14 protein-coding genes and 1 pseudogene are annotated in these 17,832 nt (G+C 59.3%); 1 reads left to right on the top strand and 14 read right to left on the bottom strand.

Features of this window, described 5'->3' with window-relative positions; all coding sequences use genetic code 11:
* From DEIDE_RS13835 to DEIDE_RS13860, 6 genes are all read right to left on the bottom strand, one after another.
* Entirely contained in the window at positions 1 to 852 is an 852-nt protein-coding gene (locus tag DEIDE_RS13835; protein ID WP_012694590.1) for a carbohydrate ABC transporter permease, read from the bottom strand.
* Positions 849 to 1,781 (bottom strand): carbohydrate ABC transporter permease, encoded by a 933-nt coding sequence (locus DEIDE_RS13840; protein ID WP_041227691.1) that lies wholly within the window; start codon positions 1,779 to 1,781, stop codon positions 849 to 851. The genes DEIDE_RS13835 and DEIDE_RS13840 overlap by 4 nt, the downstream gene beginning before the upstream one ends.
* Positions 1,765 to 3,006, bottom strand: coding sequence for an extracellular solute-binding protein (locus DEIDE_RS13845; protein ID WP_012694592.1), 1,242 nt, complete (start codon positions 3,004 to 3,006; stop codon positions 1,765 to 1,767). Before DEIDE_RS13845 ends, DEIDE_RS13840 begins: the two co-directional genes overlap by 17 nt.
* A 234-nt stretch (positions 3,007 to 3,240) precedes the next feature.
* Entirely contained in the window at positions 3,241 to 4,650 is a 1,410-nt protein-coding gene (locus DEIDE_RS13850; protein ID WP_012694593.1) for an argininosuccinate lyase, read from the bottom strand.
* Complete coding sequence (locus DEIDE_RS13855) at positions 4,640 to 5,653, bottom strand: ROK family transcriptional regulator (protein ID WP_012694776.1); 1,014 nt, start codon at positions 5,651 to 5,653, stop codon at positions 4,640 to 4,642. The genes DEIDE_RS13850 and DEIDE_RS13855 overlap by 11 nt, the downstream gene beginning before the upstream one ends.
* Before the next feature lie 1,062 nt (positions 5,654 to 6,715).
* Positions 6,716 to 7,084 (bottom strand): hypothetical protein, encoded by a 369-nt coding sequence (locus DEIDE_RS13860; RefSeq protein ID WP_415543524.1) that lies wholly within the window; start codon positions 7,082 to 7,084, stop codon positions 6,716 to 6,718.
* A 307-nt stretch (positions 7,085 to 7,391) separates the two neighbouring features.
* On the opposite strand from DEIDE_RS13860, the gene DEIDE_RS13865 reads away from it, so the two are divergent.
* Entirely contained in the window at positions 7,392 to 7,772 is a 381-nt protein-coding gene (locus tag DEIDE_RS13865; protein ID WP_012694596.1) for a suppressor of fused domain protein, read from the top strand.
* A 602-nt stretch (positions 7,773 to 8,374) separates the two neighbouring features.
* Here DEIDE_RS13865 and DEIDE_RS13870 read toward each other — a convergent pair.
* From DEIDE_RS13870 to DEIDE_RS13900, 8 genes and pseudogenes are all read right to left on the bottom strand, one after another.
* Complete coding sequence (locus DEIDE_RS13870) at positions 8,375 to 8,782, bottom strand: hypothetical protein (protein WP_041227694.1); 408 nt, start codon at positions 8,780 to 8,782, stop codon at positions 8,375 to 8,377.
* A complete protein-coding gene (locus DEIDE_RS18135; RefSeq protein WP_049760539.1) occupies positions 8,779 to 9,330 on the bottom strand; it encodes a carboxymuconolactone decarboxylase family protein in 552 nt (183 codons plus the stop codon). The genes DEIDE_RS13870 and DEIDE_RS18135 overlap by 4 nt, the downstream gene beginning before the upstream one ends.
* A gap of 20 nt (positions 9,331 to 9,350) precedes the next feature.
* A complete protein-coding gene (locus DEIDE_RS13880) occupies positions 9,351 to 9,974 on the bottom strand; it encodes a TetR/AcrR family transcriptional regulator (RefSeq protein ID WP_012694598.1) in 624 nt (207 codons plus the stop codon).
* Between the two features lie 682 nt (positions 9,975 to 10,656).
* A pseudogene (locus DEIDE_RS19615) lies at positions 10,657 to 10,866 on the bottom strand (IS5-like element ISDds9 family transposase); the annotation flags it as partial.
* 263 nt (positions 10,867 to 11,129) lie between these two features.
* Complete coding sequence (locus DEIDE_RS13885; RefSeq protein WP_012694599.1) at positions 11,130 to 12,317, bottom strand: S8 family serine peptidase; 1,188 nt, start codon at positions 12,315 to 12,317, stop codon at positions 11,130 to 11,132.
* Positions 12,318 to 12,329: 12 nt separating this feature from the next.
* Complete coding sequence (locus tag DEIDE_RS13890; protein WP_049760540.1) at positions 12,330 to 13,685, bottom strand: S8 family serine peptidase; 1,356 nt, start codon at positions 13,683 to 13,685, stop codon at positions 12,330 to 12,332.
* A 1,461-nt stretch (positions 13,686 to 15,146) separates the two neighbouring features.
* Positions 15,147 to 16,553, bottom strand: coding sequence for a superoxide dismutase family protein (locus DEIDE_RS13895; protein WP_012694601.1), 1,407 nt, complete (start codon positions 16,551 to 16,553; stop codon positions 15,147 to 15,149).
* Positions 16,554 to 17,816 (bottom strand): PQQ-dependent sugar dehydrogenase, encoded by a 1,263-nt coding sequence (locus DEIDE_RS13900; RefSeq protein ID WP_012694602.1) that lies wholly within the window; start codon positions 17,814 to 17,816, stop codon positions 16,554 to 16,556.
* Positions 17,817 to 17,832: the final 16 nt, after the last annotated feature.

Genomic DNA, 17,832 nt, shown 5'->3' on the forward strand with positions numbered 1-17,832 from the left:
TTATCCCTTGAGCCCGGTCAGGACAATGCCGTCGATAATCTGCTTCTGAAAGATGGAAAAGACAAGCAGGACCGGTATCACAGCGAGGCTGCTGGCGGCCATGATCAGCCCCCACTGGGTGCCGGCCTCTCCGTTGAACAGAGCCGTGCCGACCGGCAGCGTCCTGAACTGAGGCTGCTGAATGACAATCAGCGGCCACAGGAAAGCGTTCCAGTTGCCCAGAAAAGTGAAGATCGCCAGGCTGGCCAGGGCAGGTTTTACCAGGGGCATGGCAATTGTGGTAAAGATGCCGAATTCGCTCATGCCGTCAATGCGCGCCGCTTCAAGAAGATCGGTCGGCAGACTTTCGAAGAATTGCCGCATCAGAAATACCCCGAACGCGCTGATCAGACCTGGGAACATGATGGCGAAGTACGCGCCAGGCACGCTTTTCGTCAGTTCAAGATCGCTGACCCCCACGAACCAGGGGATGACCAGCATTTCCGTGGGAATCATCAGGGTCGAAAGGATCAGCAAAAAGATCAGGTTCTTGCCCGGAAACTCGAATTTGGCCAGCGTATAGCCGACGAGCGAATCGAAAAACAACACGCTGACCGTGGTGATGGCGGCAATCAGCAGGCTGTTGGCAAACCAGATCAGGAACTTGGTTTCGGTCAGCACCTGCCGGTAGTTGTCGAGCGTAGGCTGCGACGGCAGAAACGTCAGGTTGAACAGTTCCTGGAAGCTTTTCAGGCTGGTCAGGAGCATCCATACAAAAGGGAAAAGCGTGATGACGATTCCGACGGTCAGCGCGGCGTAGGCCAGCCCTGTCTTGAGGTCGGGTTTGCGGCGGGGCGTGGAGGCCAGGATCATGCTTCGTACCTCCGCGTGAGGAATTTCAGCTGGATCACGGTAATCAGCAGAATCAGCACGAACAGCACGACTGTGACAGCTGAGGCATACCCCATCTCGAACCGGCCGAACGCCATCTGATAGATGTACAGCGCCACTGTCATGGTGCTGCCGAGCGGTCCGCCCTGATCCGTGAAATTGAGGTTCACGACCTGGGTAAAGAGCTGCAGGTAGGAGATGGTGCCGGTCACGACGCTGAAGACGATGGTGGGGTTGAGCAGAGGCAGGGTGATCCCCCGGAAGGCCTGAAGGCCGGTCGCGCCGTCTATTTCGGCCGCCTCATAGTAGGTGCGGGGGATGGCCGCCAACCCTGCCAGAAACAGCACGATCTGAAAGCCGAGATTCTGCCAGACCACAAGTCCGGCGGTCGTGGCCAGTGCCTGCGACGGTGACGTCAGGAACTGCTGCGGGGGAATGTGCAGCCACATCAGCACCGTGTTGACCGGTCCGAACTGCGGACTGAACAGCCACTGCCAGACCCAGGCCGCCGCCACGATCGGCGTGACGAAGGGAGCAAAATACAGCGCCCGGTACAGCCCGCGGAATGCCTTGATGCGGCTGAGCATCAGCGCCAGCACCAGCCCCAGTCCGATCTGGGCGGGAACGCCAATCAGGGTGTACAGGGCCGTGTTTCTCAGGGCGGTCTTAAACTTTTCGTCCTGGGCGAGCCGCTCATAGTTCTCGAATCCCACGAAGGGCTGCTGTTCTTTCAGGATGTTCCAGTCGAACAGACTCATCTGCAGCGCCATAAACGTCGGCAGGAAGCGCACGATCAGAAAAAAGAGCAGCGGGAGCCCTAGGAACAGGTAAGCGGTGCGGGTCTGATGCCGTTTGAGGGAGCTGCGGGCGGGTGTCACCGCCCGCGGCACCGCTTTACTTGTAATGTCCATCCAGGATCTTCTGTTCTTCTGCGGCGGCCCTCTTCACGGCGTTGGCAGGCGTGCCGCCTTGCAGCAGCACCGTGTTGATGGCGTCGACCCAGGCCTTGCGCTGGCCCGCCTCGTCAACGAACAGCGTTGAGGACGCAAATGGCAGGGCGTACACGAAGGGGCCGTACACGGGGTCCTTGCGCAGCGCCGGATCGTTGACCAGCTTCTTGCTGGCGGGAATCTCACCGACGCTCCGCAGCCAGGTCTGCTGCGTTTCTGCGCTGGTCAGAAACTTGATGAACTTCACGGCCGCCTCGAGCTTCTCGCCCTTGGCGTTCTTGGTAATGCCATTGACCCAGTACGAGCCGAAGTTGCCGCGCACATTGCTGTTTTTGAAGGTCGGCAGCGGCATCACGCCCCAATTGAACTTGGCGCCTTTGCTGATGGTGGCGACAGCGAACGATCCATCGATGATCATGCCGACCTTCCCGGCAATGAAAGCGTCGCGGTAGCTGTTGTTGCCAGGGAAAAAGTTGGGTGTTCCAAGTTTATGCTTGGTGAACAGCTCAGTGTAAAAAGTCATCGCTTTCACGCCGGCGGGGCTGTCGTAGTTCACTTTTTTCCCGCCGTCGCTGTACGGCGTACCACCGAACTGCCGGATCAGTACTTCCCGCACCATGTGGAAGTCCTGACCATCCGGCTGAATTCCGAAACCAAGCTGCGTGAAGCGTGGGGGCGAGCCCTTCACAATCTTTTTCGACGCGGCGATAAAGTCTTCCCAGGTCCGTGGGGGCGTCAGCACCCCCGAGGCCTTCAGCAGGTCTTTGTTGTAAAACACCGCCAGGGTTCGGACTGAGGTGGGCAGCGCATAATACTTGCCGTTCATCTTGCTTGTCTTGATCATGGGTACGAACCCACTCTCGATCGCGCGGATAGGGAACTCCTTCTCGGGAAGAGGCTGGAGGTACCCACTGTCGACGTATTGCGGAAGCCAGCCGTAGAACAGGTTCACCACGTCCGGACCCTGGCCTGCGGGCACGCTGGAGGCGACTTTCTGGTTGTAGGCGTCGTACGGGAACGTTTCCTGCTTGATCTTGATGTCGGGATTCTGCGCTTCGAACTTCTTGATCAGTTCGTTCATCGTGCTGACCTTGCTGGCAAAGTCATATTGCCAGTACGTCAGCGTGACAGGCGCGGCAGAGGCCGTGACACTCAGGGCAAGGGCGAGCGTAAGCAACTTTTTCATAGGGTCTCCTTAAACAGGGGTAGGGCGTGTGCTGAAGGGTGAGGAGGTGCTAAGAACATGCAGCCGTCGGGAACCTTGCTGCCGGTCAGGAACGCGCGTAGACACCGGCGCGGTGAAACCGGTGGCCATCCGGAAGATGTGGCCAGCGGCTGATGGACGTGGTGGACCATCATCGACGACTCCGGTGTGGTGTGCGGCGTCCGGAACGAAAGAAGACAGAAGCTGGGTGGCAGGTCATTGTTCTCCTTCTTCAAGGTGAGTGCGCGCGTTCATAAAGCGACTGGTGGCTGCGGCATGCTGTGCGGTGTCCTGTTCCAGGCGACCTTGCGCCTGCCGCAACTCCCCGCGCATCACCTGCGGCGCGGGACCGCCCAGGGTGGTGCGCCGGGCAATAAAGGCAGCAGGGTCCAGGGCGCTGCGGAGTTCTGCCTCACTCAGGTCAATGCCGTGCTTCTCCAGATCGTTGATTGTGACGGTATACAAGGGTCGTTCCTCGGCGTGCAGGTCCGAGAGCAGCCGTTTGATGCGGGCGTGGGCATCACGGAAACCATTCCCGGAATGACGTGTCATGGCGTCGGCAAGTTCGGTCACAGCGGATTCGCCGTGCTGAGCTTCCAATAACCAGAGGTCGCGGTTGAGCCGGGGACTGGCAAGCGAGACCGTCATAAGTTCCACGCCTTCGCGAAACTCCTGCCACATGCTGTGCAGGGAAGGCTGCATGTCCGGCCCTGGATCGTTGATGTCTCCGAACGGAACGTTGTGGCTGCTGAGGATGATGCTCTGGGTCATCCCAATGGCCTTGCTGAACTTCGTGCGGGCATGTTCCAGTGCGACCGGGTTGCGTTTTTGAGGCATGACGCTGCTGCCCTGAACCAGGCCGTCCGGCAACACGATCAGACCGCGTGATGCCCAGAACAGCAGATCGTACAGGACCCTCGACAGGGTTGTGGAGGTGATCGTGATGATGCTGGCCAGTTCCACCTGCCAGTCGCTGGCACTCACCGCGTCGTAGGTGTTCTCGATCGGCCGGTCAAAGGCCAGCAGTTCGGCTGTCATCGTGCGGTTGATAGGAAAGCTCGTTCCGCCCAGAGCCACGGCACCCATTGGGCTGAGGTTGAGCCGCCCAAGTGCGCCGAACATGCGTTCGGTATCGCGTGCGAGATTGTTCTCCACCGCAGTCAGGTAGTGCGCAAAAGTGGTGGGCTGTGCGGGCTGGTGATGCGTGTAGGCCACGATGATGGTTTCTACTTCGCGTTCGGCCAGTGTCAGGATGGTCTGGCGCAGGGTCAGGATCCGGGAGATCGCACGCATAAGGCGCATCCGGGCGCTCAGGCGGTAGATCGTCATGTCGAGGTCGTTCCGCGACAAAGCGGTGCGCAGGGCGCCGGCAGCCGCAGGGTCACGGTCGGTGAGGGCGGCGTCGAGCGTGAAGAACACGTCCTCAATGCGCGGATCATAGGGTGGGAAAGGCTTCTTTCTGAGGTTCCGCAGATGACCGGCAGCCTCCGCGGCATGTTCGACCTCACACTGGCTCAGCATCAGGGCGTGGGCCGTGAGTGCGTCGAACAGATGCGGGAGCAGATGCTCACTGGCATAGACGTAATCCGGCTGAAGAACAGCCTGCAGGTAGGTGCTATGCCACATGGGTTACCTCGAAGCCGCCGCTGAGAATGAGCTGCCGGGCGCGTTTCAGAGCGCACAGGCCTGCGCCGTGAAGAGCCGACCCTGGGACGTCCGTTTCAGTTGCAATGGTGACGCATGGGGCCAGCAGGCCTGGAAGCCGCTCCTGAAGCTGAGAGATCCGCTCGGGGTGTACGCCGAGCACAAGATGCTCGAGGTCCAGGGTGTGGCTCAGCGCCGCGAGAGTAAAAGCGAGCGCATCCAGCCGCACTGCAGGGGGCAGCTGCTCTAGCGGCTCCCAGGTCCGCATTTCCGGGGCATACCAGGGCGAGCGGCCCATTTCTCCGGCTCGTCCGTGTACGCCCCGGTACAGTTGCCCTCCAAGGATCAGTCCCATTCCGGTGCCACTCGGCCGTTCAATAAGTGCAGCAAGGTGGGTAAACTCCGGGTAACGGTCCTGCAGGGAAAGGGTCACGAGATTGGCGTCGTTCTCGTACCAGACGGGTAACCCAAGTTTTTTTACGGCTGTGTTCATGGCTGGAATGTCGAGCGCAGTCAGTGCGTTGGGTTCGCCGACCTGACCGCGTTGGTCCACTGGAGCAGGAAGGCCGACCAGCACAGCCCGCAAGGGACCGAAAGGCGCTGACCGGTGCACGGCTTGCACAAGCGCGGCCGTTTGCTCAGTCAGCTGTCCACTGGAGGGCCGAAGCTCCTCACTTCTGTGAGGGTGCGGCGCCAGGCTATGAATATGGGCATTGACGCAGCCAGGTTGAAGGTCGATCGCCAGGACCGTTCCCAGGCGCGGATGCAGCGTGACCGCCTGGGGAACACGGCCAGAGGTATGACTGATGCCCGGGCCCAGATGCACGACGTTCTGATCAACGAGGTCCTGCACGACAGCATTGACGGTGACCTTGGACAGGCCGGTCAGATCGGCCAGTTGAGGGCGGGTCAGCTTCCTGTGCTCAAAGAGAATAGTGAGAATCTGACATCGATTCAGATGCCGCAGACGCTGGGGCTGACTCATCAGGAACCTCTGTTAAGAAACTTTATTTACTATTGCCGCAGCGTACTCCTCCTGAACCTAATCAGCAAGTCTGGAGCCTCGCAGCTGTGCGCAGGGCTACTGCCTCATTGCAAATGTCGTCTTGCGCGAGCTCAGTTGGGTGCGACTCGGAGGTGTGGCCGTCACACCATCACGATCATCACGGTCCCAGTCGTACAGAAACGGAAGGCTACGACGCGGCTGGAGGATAAGCGGCGGATCCGTGCTGACCACACTTTCCTTCCACCTACCCAGCGCTCTGGGAACAGGGCCATAGGGCTTCTCTGGGTCAGGAAATCAGAGTGAGGTAGCTCTTGAGCACTTCCCTGCACGACTCTGCGAGAAGATGGCTGGGCAGCGCGGGGCAGATTTTTCTGGACCGCGCGTCCATTCGCTGGCACCACGCAGGGCTCTTGACACCGCGCTGGCGAGTAGCTTTCGTCTTCTGCTAGCCGCATCAGAAATTGGTGACATGAATTGGTCCAGTAAAGGTCGTCTTATAGCCTCACTGGGTCCGCGTCACTTTCGGCTCCTGGTCTCGAAGGAAATCCGCCTGCTCCTGCTCTGCACTGGACTGATGCCAGCGTAAACGGTGTGCGGGCGCGCTCTGTACCTGATCCCCGGTGGGGTCTGCCGCAGCGGGAACGCTCTGCTCACGAAGGCGAAGGAAGCGTGCGGACGAGCCTTCTTCTGAGGTCATGCAACTACCGTAGTCGTTCCACCTCGGCGCTGCTTTGGCCGAATCCAGAGTATTGGGCAGACGTCATTGAGCGTTGCCTTGCCTGACGCCGCTGAAGTGGAGGCGAACACCCCGGAACGGTGATGCGGACTTTAGCGCAGAGGCGCATGCCCAGGACCTGGCAATCGTCTCCAAGCCCTATCACTCGTCCAGTTCGATACGCGTGGAGGTAACATTCGTATTTTCTGGCCAACTCTGGGCTCTATCTGTACTCTGCCACTTCTTTTCTGTGTCCGCTGCGGATTTAAGCTTGGTACTCCTCAAAACTAATTTCTGCTGTACAGGAGCTGGCTTTTTGATGCCCCTCAGTGATTTTGATGGAAAGTAAGCTGTGCGCCATCGGGTTGTCCATGTGTGCGGACTGTTACCACAATGATGACTGTGTACACGGCTATCACCAAAGCAGCGCCACGAGAAAATATCACCGCGTTGTGGTGATCACCCCATGCCATGGCGATATTGGGGGCATCATTGGCATATTCGGTTTGTACCCGGTGGAGTGTCTCCAGATAGCTGTGCGCGACCAGGGGGAAGTACACAGTGGTGAAGGCGTGCAGGAAGCGGAGAGGAAGGAAGCGTGCGGTTTTCGGTGAACGGATCTGCCAGACACGCAGGGTCAGCCAGGAGAAGGCCGCGACGCTGGCCGTGACGAGTACGGTCCCCATAAATTGCATGTCCACACCTCAGCCTAAAGGTGAGCGGGCCTATCAGCAATCCACTTTTAATCAGCCGTTTTGGGCCTGGAACGAGCCAGCAAGCCTTGGTTACTCCCGGCACCAGTTCCGCTGTGCTTTGTGGCGCAGCTCGGTCTGAAAGAAGTCGCAGAGTACAGCTATAGGTAACCCGGAAATTCGGCGCTCAGATCGCGAGAGCTTTAATCAGTGATCTGCAAGAGCGGTTGTGAGAGTTCCCCAGTAGATGTGAGCTCCTGGATCGTCGTTTTTGAACGTTTCCAATGAAAATTTTGGAGAGATTGCGCACTTGACGTTGTTGGCGAAGAATCCGCAGGGTCCCATCGTGGACAGCTCCATATCGGACCTGGATGGGGTATGGGCACACGATCCTGAACGGGGATCATGCCCGTACCCTCCCGGCACGGCGCTGAATGGCCTGGTGATTTTCGCGCTGGTGCTGGATGAACTCCTGGACCTGAACGATCACGTGCAGATGCCGGAATTGCGTTTTTATCCAGTGGTTCCGTTGACAGTTGAAGAAATGGATTTCAAGCTCACGCTGGGCCTGGACGCGTTACTGGAACGCCTGGACAAGGGTGAGGTGAGAGAGCTGGTGGACACCCGAGCGTGGTTGCACCTCCACACAAGCCTTGGTGGAGGCGGAAGTAACGTTCGCAGCAGTAACTGATCGAACGAAAACCCCCCACGCTGGAGTGAATCAGCAGGGAGGGTGTCGGGTGCGTGACGCCAGCCGGCCACGACCGACAAGGAGAGCAACCGATGACGTCAGAGAAGAAGGGGTTGACTGGGATCCTCAAAAGATCAAGCCAGACGGCACGTATCGAGTGGCCATGTGGTTGACCTCTGAAGGCCAAAGATATTTCGACGTCGTCTCCGAAGATGATGACGATTTCCTTGAGCAGATCGACGAAGCATCTGTCTATTCGCCAATCGTTCCGAACTCCCTTCTGTCAGGCCGCAGATACGGAGATTTCATTCGACACCTCGTTATGGCGGGCGAGGCCAGCATCGTTATTGACGCACATCTGATGTGGATGACCGGAGATGAGCCGGACGCTCGCGGCGAGGAGCGGTGCGTTACCTCTCGACCACCACTCAGGGCACCGCGGCAGATTGGCCAGTCAAGGACACCCCGCCAGTTTCTGGCCCTTTGCGCGGTCAAAGGCCCCGCGTCTGCTCAAATAGGTCGTGGTCCAGCTCCAACCGCAACAGAGCCGGTACGGAGGATCTACAGACGGAATGCAATCCCGACTCCACCAAAAAAGGCCATTAAAGCTTCCGGCTTCGGCTGACGGTCAGAGTCCACAGCGTCAGTCCCGCCAGCAGTACAAGAGACAGGTCTTTCCAGGCATGGTTGGTGTCCAGCAGATGACTGAGTGAGCCGCTGATCTGCCAATGGTCATACATGTGATTCAGCGCGTGCCATAGCGAAGCCGCAGCACCTATGACCACAACAGGGCCGAGTGCCCGGACCTGACGGGCGGCCACCAAAAGAATGCCTCCAAGGGCAGCACTGAAAATTCCTGCGTCGCCGGCAAAATGACGGTTGAACGGAGCGAATGGCGCCAGATGCGTGTAGAACCATTCGGGAACCACAGCGAGGGTGAGGCCTGTCAGCAGCAGCACGAGACCGTTCAGAGCGACGACCACGCTCAGAAACCGCTCCTGCCTGCTCATGGCTGCCGATCTGGCAGGGCGCAGAAGCCCTGACTCTCGATGTTCAGTGGTCCCGTCAGCCGGTTAAAGAAGTTTTCGGTGGCGACAGCTACGGTCAGCTCGATGATTTCGCGTTCTGAGTAGAAACTGCTCAGCGTGGCGTACGTCTCGTCGCTCACTTTTGCTGTGACCTGCGTCGCTTCCCACGCGTACTCCAGCGCTGCTCGTTCAGCAGGACTGTACTCAGGCCGCTCACGGAATGCCAGGACCCACTGCAGTTTGCTGGTGTCCAGGCCCTTGTCCCGCGCGACCCGCTGGCCCAGATCAATACAGAACGCGCACCCGTTGAGCTGAGCCACCAGGTGGGACACGAGGGCTTTCGTCGTGGGATTCAGTTTCGTTGAGCCATTGCCGTAAATGCCTGCCATAAACAGATACGGCACCGGATATGCGGGGTGATGGCTGAGAAGCGCGACAGTCGGAAACGGCTTTCCGAACCGCCAGGTCAGCGCGCGGGAAGCCAACCTGGCCATCCAGGGCAGACGTGATGGAGCAGTGACGCGGGACATGCAATGAACCTCCTGAAGGATCAGCGAGAGGCGGAAAGCAGCAGACGTTTCAGGTGGGAGCGGCGCTCGGTCTGGAATTCAGGGTCGTCCACGTTGAGGTTCAGAGCTGCTGCGAGCGTCTGCCCGAAGATCAGGTGGGCGTAGCAGACGCCCAGCACGGACAGCACCATCTGCCGTACGTCCTCCTGCTCCAGTGCACCGTCACGCAATACGGCATCAACAGCATGTACAGCAGTCGCCACCGCGACGTGATGGGCCTGAACTTCATTGATCAGCGTATTTCCCTGAAGTTCGGACCATTGCACCAGACGCAGAAACTCTGGGTGTGCGGCGTGGAAGTCCAGGGTGACATCCACCAGTGCAGCAATCAGCGTTGCGCGGTCTGGCTGCTGCCCAGCGAGCTGAAACGCGGTCGGAGCAATTTGTGCAGCCAGCTGGTTTTGTTCTTCCAGCACTGCTTTCCACAGGCCTGCCTTCGAACGAAAAAAATAGCTGGGCGTGGCACGGGCTACACCCGCAGCGTCCGCGATCTGCTGGAGCCCTGTGGCGGCATAGCCAGATTCGGCGAACAGCTGTGTAGCGGCGCGAAGAATTGCTTCTCTGGTGCGCTGGGCGTCCCGAGGACGAGCTTCGATGTGTTCCAAGAGAGCTCCCTCCTAGCTGAGCGTTCGTTCAGTTTAAATGGCACTAAAGGGACAATTGACTCGGTCCGTGCTTTCTGGGGGACCCTGTGCGAACAAGACATGCATTCCACAGTCATTCAACGATGCCTCGGCCGACCCTGTCGTATGAAGCACCCAGGTTCAGTTGAGCCCGGCATGAGATCTGCTGAGGATTTCACTGGTTGCGAGGTGTAAAGGTCTACGGCAATCTGGAAAGACTGCTCGCACTGCTCGGCACACACAGCTTGTGCCCTTCTGATGGCCTCATCACGTTCCATAGCCGCCTCGATTCGTATTCTTTCCGCTGCTCCCAGAAGGGTGGACAGGGCCCTTTGATCGCTGAGATCAACGGCGTGTTTCTGGGTGGAAGGAACCGTCAACTCAACGATAAATTTCCTGTTGGAGGTATAAGACCGTGCGGTGCCTCGTATACCGACCTGAAGGTGGCCACCTTCAGGTCGAGGCGGGCTTCGGCCAGATGATTAAATTTGCGGGTAAGGGATACGACTCGGTCTGCTGAACCTGAGAGCGTGTGTATCCTGTCCGCTGTGCCGGACATTTCCCCGTTGGAGTCCCATGGCCAGCCCTTTTCTGCCTGACGCCTTCACCTTCGATAGCCCGGCGCGCTTCCTCCGCTTTCCGGCACCTGGGATCAGCCTACAGATCATCCGCAAATTTGGCGGAGCAGGATGATGGAGTAGGCCAGTTGAACCGTCCCCAGGAAGTTCTGAGCCGTGACTTCATTCTGTGTCCGTACTCGTCGAAAGCTCTGAAATCTTGCAATGGTCCGTTCGACCTCTCAGGGCCGCTTGTGGCGGCGTAGTGGTCTGCCATCCCGCGTCTTTCGTTGATTGTGCCGGTTCGCTGCAATCATCAGGTTGACGGGGACGACCACGCCTGGTGCGCGTGACGGGCCTTGGGAGACGTCGCGCCAGAACGGTTCATTGCTGAGCGGTGAGGCGCCTCTTGGGGCGGCACACTGTCACCGAACTTCCGGATCACTTCTAAGCTCTCGAAAGCTCCGCGTTGTCCTGGTTATCCGTGCTCGTCCCTTGATGCAGCTGTACATGGGGTCTGGTAATACAGGTAAGGTGCGGACGAAGCCGTCCGCACCCTTGAATACCTGCGTTGGAGACCTTACTTAATCCTGTTGAGGAACGCTTCGGCGTCGAGCAGACCGAAGCCGAGGGTCTTCTTGCCTAGCAGGCGCAGCAGGTCCTGGTTCTCGATATCGACATTCTTCTGTGAGAGCCGCAGCTTCTCGGTCAGCTGACCGGCATTGTCGGCGCTGTACCCTTCTCCGAGGGCCAGGGCCAGGACACCTGAGACGACGGGCGTGGCGAACGACGTGCCTTTCACAGCCCTCATCTCGCCGTTGGGGAAGGTCGTGACGATGTCTGTCGCGGGTGCCATGACTTCCAGGCCGTCGCCGAAGTTGGAGTAGCGCGACTTCCGGTTGTCGAGCTCAATGCCGCCCACCGACAGCGAGAGGAAGCCCGGGATGTTGGTCTGAGCTGACTTTGCGGCGGGGAACTGCACAGGGTTCAGGCCCTGGTTCCCGGCAGCCATGATCACGTACGCGCCGTTGTTGGTGGCGTACTCAATGGATTTGGAGATGCTGCTGTCCTTGTCGGTGACGGCGCTGACGTTGATGACTTTGGCGCCCTGATTCACCGCGTGAATGATGGCGTTGCCGATGGTAGTGGAATTGCCTTCGCCGTTAGAACCCATCACGCGGATCGGCAGGATCCTGGCGTTGGGCGCCACCTGCAGGATGATGCCCGCCACCGCGGTGCCGTGCCCGTAGGCTCTGTCGGCCGTGGTGCCTTCCTCGCTGGGATCGAGGTCCGTGCGGCCGCCAACGAAGTCACGCCAGGTGGTGTTCGGCGTGAGGGTGCCGGAGAAGGCCGGGTGTTTGAGGTCGATGCCGGTGTCGATCACGGCGACGATGACGTCCTTCCCGAGGTTGGGTGCAAGGGTCTGCGCGCCGGCGAGGCGGATCTGGTGCCATTCGTTGACGTTATTGTGCAGCGGGTTGGGCGTGCCATCAGCGAAAGTGGCGGCCCAGGCACCAAACGATCCACTGGCCCACGCACCGAACGATCCAACGGCCCAGACGCCGAACGAACCGCTGGCCCACGCACCGAAGGAGCCTGCAGTTTCGGACAAGACCATTTTGGTGTCGGTGAAGTTGGTCGTGCTGATCTGGTTGGCTTGGGCGGAGAGGTGAGGTGTGGAGGCGCTGGGTTCAGCTGTCGTCCCGCACGCGGCCAGCAGGGCGGTTAAACCGGCCAGCAGGTAGGTCTGTCCAATGAGGCGTCTCATGATCAGTGCTCCTTAGCGGTAGAGATCAGCGAACTTGAACGCGTTCAGCGTGCCCTTGCCCAGCTGCGTCCCGTAGGTGGGATCCGTGGACGGTGTGGCGGTAGCGGCCATGTTGTTCAGGAAGACCTTGAGGTTGTCGTCATTTCTGATGGGAACGCCTGTGGAAAGCACCAGCGCTGCGGTGGCGGCAACGATCGGGGTCGCGAAGGAGGTGCCGGAGGCGGCCACCACACGGTTGCCGGGGAAGGCCGTGAGGATCCGCTCGCCGGGGGCGGTGAACTCCAGGTTGGCGCCGTAGGTGCTGAAGCTGGACTTATGGGTCAGCAGGTTGACGCTGCCGATCCCGATGCTGCCGTTGCCGAGACCGTTCGTGTCCTGTGAGCGCGCGGCTGGATACAGAACGTTGGCATCCCCGGTGTTGCCCGCAGCAAAAAAGACAGCGACCTCTTTGCTCACGGCGGTTCTGATGGCCTGGTTGACGGCGGTGGAGTCGCTGGTGCTGCCCAGGCTCAGGTTGATGACCTGGGCACCCGAAGCGACCGCGTAGTGAATCGCGGAGGCGATAGTGGCGGTATCACCGCCGCCGGTTGCGTCCAGCACGCGGATAGGCAGGATGGTGGCGTTCGGGGCGATCTGGGTGATGATGCCCGCCACGGCCGTGCCGTGCCCATAGGCGGCAGAGAAGGTGCCGTCGGTGTTGAGGTTGACTTCCTGCGGCACATTGTCGCCGTCGAGGTAGTCCTTGGCGTAGGCGGTATCGATTTTGCCGGTGAAGGCGGGGTGATTCATGTCGATGCCGGTGTCGATCACCGCGACCTTGACGCCCTTACCCAGTTCGGGAATCAGGGCCTGGGCACCGCCGATGCCGGCAAAGTCCCAGGTGGGGATGTTCTTGGTGAAGGTGGTGGCAGTGCTGGTGGTGCCGCTGCTCCAGGCGTTGTAGCCGCTGGACCAGGCGTTGTAGCCACTGCTCCAGGCGTTGTACCCGCTGCTCCAGGCGTTGTAGCCCTGAGCAGTAACCCCGGCACTGAATTTGCGCTCGTTGAGCTCGACGGCGAGAGCGCTGTCATAGGGGCCCTTGCTCAACGTGTTGTTTGCGACGGTCGCGGTGCCGGCGGTGACGTCACGGGTGAGGACGATGCCGGAGTACAGTTTTTCCAGGTTGGCAGTTGAGGTTTTGGCCGGAACGCCCACAAGATCGTGCAGGTACTTGAAGGTACTGGGGTTGGCGCTCTTGACGGCCTGTGGCTGTAGGGTCGCGTCGGGGCTGCTGGGTGTCACCGAGTTGCAGCCTGCCAGCAGGAGTGCAGTCAGCAGGGCGAGAGTGTGGGGTGACCTATTGGGTCCGCGTTTCAGAATTTCCATCATTGCTCTCCTTTCCAGGGCGCGTACAGCAAGCGCACAGCCGGGGGTCCGGAGCCACGACTGTAAGAGCCTTATGTGTACGCCCTGTGAACATCGGAAACTCTTAAAATGAACTAAAGCGGACATTTCTATCTAATGAAGACCTGCCTAGAGCACAGGTACAAGTAAAAATGAGCTTATGAGTATAAGAGTGCAAAATTGCCTGCTACCATCTCCTGATTTACGTGTTGATTTCCCGTGATAGTCGTTCAGAACTGCTCCTCAAAAAGATTGCCAGGGCGTCCGGTAATCTATAAATTTACGTTCAGATCAGTAAGCATTCCAAGCATCTTAGACATCTCTCAGAGTTTGCTCACAAGGTGTGAAGCTGTCATCCAACAAACACAGAGGAAAATTTCAGAAACGTCTGCGGAATAAAGCATGAGAAAAACAGAGTATGTGAAGTACAAGTCCAATGGTTCACGGGGTGTCGCATTTCAAAAGGGCCGATCTTGAATGATTACAAGGAGGTATGGGCTTTAGGCTCGCTTGGTTCTGGCTATCAAACCCAGCACCTCAGGCATTTTTCCAAGTCTGCCGCTAAATTGATATGACCGAATTGGGTGTAAGAGCCTAACGCTCCTCATTTCCTGGTGATCACTGTGTCAGGCGGATGTGGGCTACCACCGCTGCGAATCGACGCACAAATCAACAAGCGACCCCTCTACATCAATTAAACACTCCTCGAAACTCCTACGTCATTGAGGCGTGGCTTCCTCCGACCGCCGCACCTCCGGCATATTAAATCTGTAACGCTGCTCTACACGAATAGAAGGAACCCACTCTCGGGGTTCCTCCTGTTTGAGGTTGCGCGCGGTTTGGGTCAACAAGAACTTCGGGCTGCTGAGCTGGAACGTGACCGTACTGTCAAGGCACAAACTTCTTTCGGTCTTTTTTGGATATGGCGCGACTGATCTTGCCTTCGTAACTACTACGGACGGAATTTCCGAAGTCACCACGCTCCCCGATCCACTGATTGCGCCTTGACCCATCGTCACGCCCGGATTGAGGTGCACACCGGCGCCCACCCATACACGATTCCAGTTCTCACAGGCTGAGCAAAGCGCGCCCCAGCTGTCCGTATTGCCGGGTCAAAGGCGTGATGGGAGGTGTAAATGCTCACACGAGAAGCGAACAGCACATCATCGCCACCCAGATGCCACCATCGGAGAGCAGACGCAGCCGATGTTCGCATAGAACGAAGGGCGGTCGATTGGGTGTCCACATTCTGGCTTGCGTGATTCGAACAACCCAGAGTCCATAAGTAGCTTGGAGGCGAGGATTCCCCCAAGCAGCATGTTCGTCGACTGTCCTGCAGCTACAGGACTGGAGTGAGTTTCCAGAGGTTGGTCATGTGACAACAGAATTCCGCTCGGACACCAGACCAGCGGGACTACCCATACAGGAACCCGACGGAACGTTTAGTCAGAACCTCGGGAAGCGCGTGAGTCGGAATGGCGTCTCGGGCGTGCCGTCCTGCAATTTGTCCAGCTGACTCTGCGGGACCACCAAGTTATTCCCGACACGGGCCAGGGTGGTCGGAAAGCGCAGTCCCATCAAGGGCTCCTCGGCCACCAGAGTGCCGCTGATGTAATCAGCAGACAGACTGACTTTGCTGATCACCTGCATGCCATTACGAACGACATACAGCGTCCGTCCCTCCAGCAGGAGGCCGTCTCCATGCGTCAGCCCGCCCATGATCTTCCTCACGTCCCGGGTGCGAAGGTCGATTCGCCACAGGTCTCCCGTATTGAGCTGAACGGTCAGCAGATACCGGCCGTCAGGCGTAGCCGTAATCCCGTTCAGGTTGATTCCAGGCCCGTATTTGATGGGTGTGGTGCTCAGGTCAAGCCAGGCTTTCAGGTTCATCATGCGGTCAATCTGGTAGATGACCGGCCTGGTGCTGTCGGTGACATACACAGTGCCGTCCGGCGTGATGGTCAGGTCGTTGACGAAAGCTACGGGGCTCTTCGGGGTTTCCAGCACTTTCAGCGTCATACCGTCCGGACTCAGGACGCTGACCGTGCCCTGCGCGCCACCAGCCACCCACAGGCGGCCCTGCGCGTCAACCTTCATGCCCAGGGCCGATTGGCGGCCCACCGCGCCACCTTCGCTGAACTTACTCACGGCTCCGGTGTCCGTGTTTACCGCATAGATCGTGCCGTCCTGAGCACTTCCGGTGTAGATGACGCCTTTCCTCGCGTTGTAGGCGATTCCTTCGGGAAAGTCCTGCGGGCCGGGTAGGAAGTAATCACGGACCGTGAAGTTGTTCCGGGTGATGACGCCGCAGCGCTGCCGGGGACCGGACATCCCAGACGGATCAGATTTGTAGTCGTCAGGGTTGGCATGAATGACCAGCGACCGGTTCAGGATGCCCGTCATGCCGGTGAGACTGACTTTCTCCGTGGTGAATGACGCCCGGCCCACGCCGTCGGCACCCACCATCAGCATGGGCAGGTCACCGCCGTGCCCATACCTGTTGGGCGCCTGTGGATCATCGTGATTTCTGCTCATTGCCGGGTCGAAGTGACCTCCAGCGCCACCAAAAGGCACCACGGTATTGGTGGCTGGATCGATGCCTGGGGTACACCGGCCGTATTCATGAATGTGCATGCCGTGCCGGCCCGGCGTCAGGCCCCGGACTTCTACAGTGACCTGCATGCCCGGCCCCACCTGCCGGAAGGTGGCGGTGCCCAGACTCTGCCCGGCCGGGTCCCTCAGCGCGGCGGTTGCGGTCAGCGGCGAACTGGACGGCATGGTCATGGGCGCCTGACTTCCTCCCGCCGCCGCAAAGCCCAGCGCCAGCGTGCCCAACATCAGCAGCTGCTTCATTCAGTTCCCTCCGGTGTGACGCACGCGGTAGATCACGCCGCTCTGGTCGTCGGTGAACAGCAGGCTGCCGTCCGTATACGTCGCGATGCCCGCCAGGCGGCCGAACTGCTTCCACTGCCCACCCTCCTCAAACACGAACCCAGTAATGAACGGCGTGATGGAGGTGGGTTTGTTGTTGGCGTCGAAGTTCACGCGTGCAATCTCATACCCGCTGGGTTTCAAGCGGTTCCATGAGCCCCGAAAGGCCACGAATGCGTCGTTGCGGTACTCCGCAGGAAAGGCTGCGCCGGTGTAGAAGGTCAGCCCGATGGGAGCCGCGTGAGCGGTGTACGTCAGCGTGCTGCCCTGGGTCCGCGCGCAGTATTCCGGCTTGGTGATCAGCCCCGGGATCTGACCCACGTTCACGTACGGGTCCGGCTGGCGGTCACCGTAACAGAAGGGCCAGCCGTAGTTCTTCCCCCGCTGGATGACGTTCAGTTCTTCCGGTGGGATGTCGTCGCCATGCCAGTCACTGCCATGGTCAAAGCCGTACAGCGTCTTGCTGACAGGATGCCAGCCGAAGCCGATGGTGTGCCGCAGGCCGCGCGCGTACACTTCCCGCCATTGGCCGTCCGGACGGATGCGCAGCATGGTGGCTTCCTCAGGATTCGGCGTTGGTACGTCGTTGTTGGTGGAGCCGAACGAGGCGTACAGGAACCCGTCCGGTCCCCATTTCAGGCTGCGTCCGGAGTGCTGCCCGGCATCGGGAAACCCGTCCGCGAACACGCGAGGCGCGCCGAGGGTACCGTCGCTGGCCATGTCCATCACCCAGATGGTCTTTTCGCCGACCACGTACAGTTTGTTGTTCCTGACGTCCATGCCGTGAACGAGGCTCAGGTTCGAGGCGACCTGCCGCCGTTCTCCAGCATCGAATTTGCCGTCTTTGTTAACGTCTTTGAGGTACCAGACGTCACCCTGCTTGCGCCGGGAGAGGTAAACGCCACCATCAGGCATCACGTGAAGCATCCGTGCGTTGCCAAGGTCGGTGGCCATGACAGTGAGTGCGAACCCAGCCGGTACCTTCAGGCGGGCGAGTTTATCGGGCGTAAAGGCCAGTGCGGCTGGCTCGTTGCGGGTGGCGGTGACGGTTGCGGGCGGTTCGGGGGCTGGAAGGGGCCGCGCAGTGGGAGCCGGCCCCTGAGCCATCAGACCATTTGTGGAGAGTGCTTGGGCAGACAGCGCGCCAAGACATGCCGTGAGAACAGCGAAGAGAGGTATACGCATATAGATTTCTCCAGGA

It is taken from the genome of Deinococcus deserti VCD115, assembly GCF_000020685.1.
GTDB lineage: Bacteria > Deinococcota > Deinococci > Deinococcales > Deinococcaceae > Deinococcus > Deinococcus deserti.

Coding starts and splice junctions, on each gene's coding strand:
- DEIDE_RS18135 (WP_049760539.1), bottom strand. CDS start 9,330: ATGTCCCGCGTCACTGCTCCATCACGTCTGCCCTGGATGGCCAGGTTG.
- DEIDE_RS13845 (WP_012694592.1), bottom strand. CDS start 3,006: ATGAAAAAGTTGCTTACGCTCGCCCTTGCCCTGAGTGTCACGGCCTCT.
- DEIDE_RS13895 (WP_012694601.1), bottom strand. CDS start 16,553: ATGAAGCAGCTGCTGATGTTGGGCACGCTGGCGCTGGGCTTTGCGGCG.
- DEIDE_RS13860 (WP_415543524.1), bottom strand. CDS start 7,084: ATGCAATTTATGGGGACCGTACTCGTCACGGCCAGCGTCGCGGCCTTC.
- DEIDE_RS13900 (WP_012694602.1), bottom strand. CDS start 17,816: ATGCGTATACCTCTCTTCGCTGTTCTCACGGCATGTCTTGGCGCGCTG.
- DEIDE_RS13870 (WP_041227694.1), bottom strand. CDS start 8,782: ATGAGCAGGCAGGAGCGGTTTCTGAGCGTGGTCGTCGCTCTGAACGGT.
- DEIDE_RS13835 (WP_012694590.1), bottom strand. CDS start 852: ATGATCCTGGCCTCCACGCCCCGCCGCAAACCCGACCTCAAGACAGGG.
- DEIDE_RS13885 (WP_012694599.1), bottom strand. CDS start 12,317: ATGAGACGCCTCATTGGACAGACCTACCTGCTGGCCGGTTTAACCGCC.
- DEIDE_RS13840 (WP_041227691.1), bottom strand. CDS start 1,781: ATGGACATTACAAGTAAAGCGGTGCCGCGGGCGGTGACACCCGCCCGC.
- DEIDE_RS13855 (WP_012694776.1), bottom strand. CDS start 5,653: ATGAGTCAGCCCCAGCGTCTGCGGCATCTGAATCGATGTCAGATTCTC.
- DEIDE_RS13890 (WP_049760540.1), bottom strand. CDS start 13,685: ATGATGGAAATTCTGAAACGCGGACCCAATAGGTCACCCCACACTCTC.
- DEIDE_RS13850 (WP_012694593.1), bottom strand. CDS start 4,650: ATGTGGCATAGCACCTACCTGCAGGCTGTTCTTCAGCCGGATTACGTC.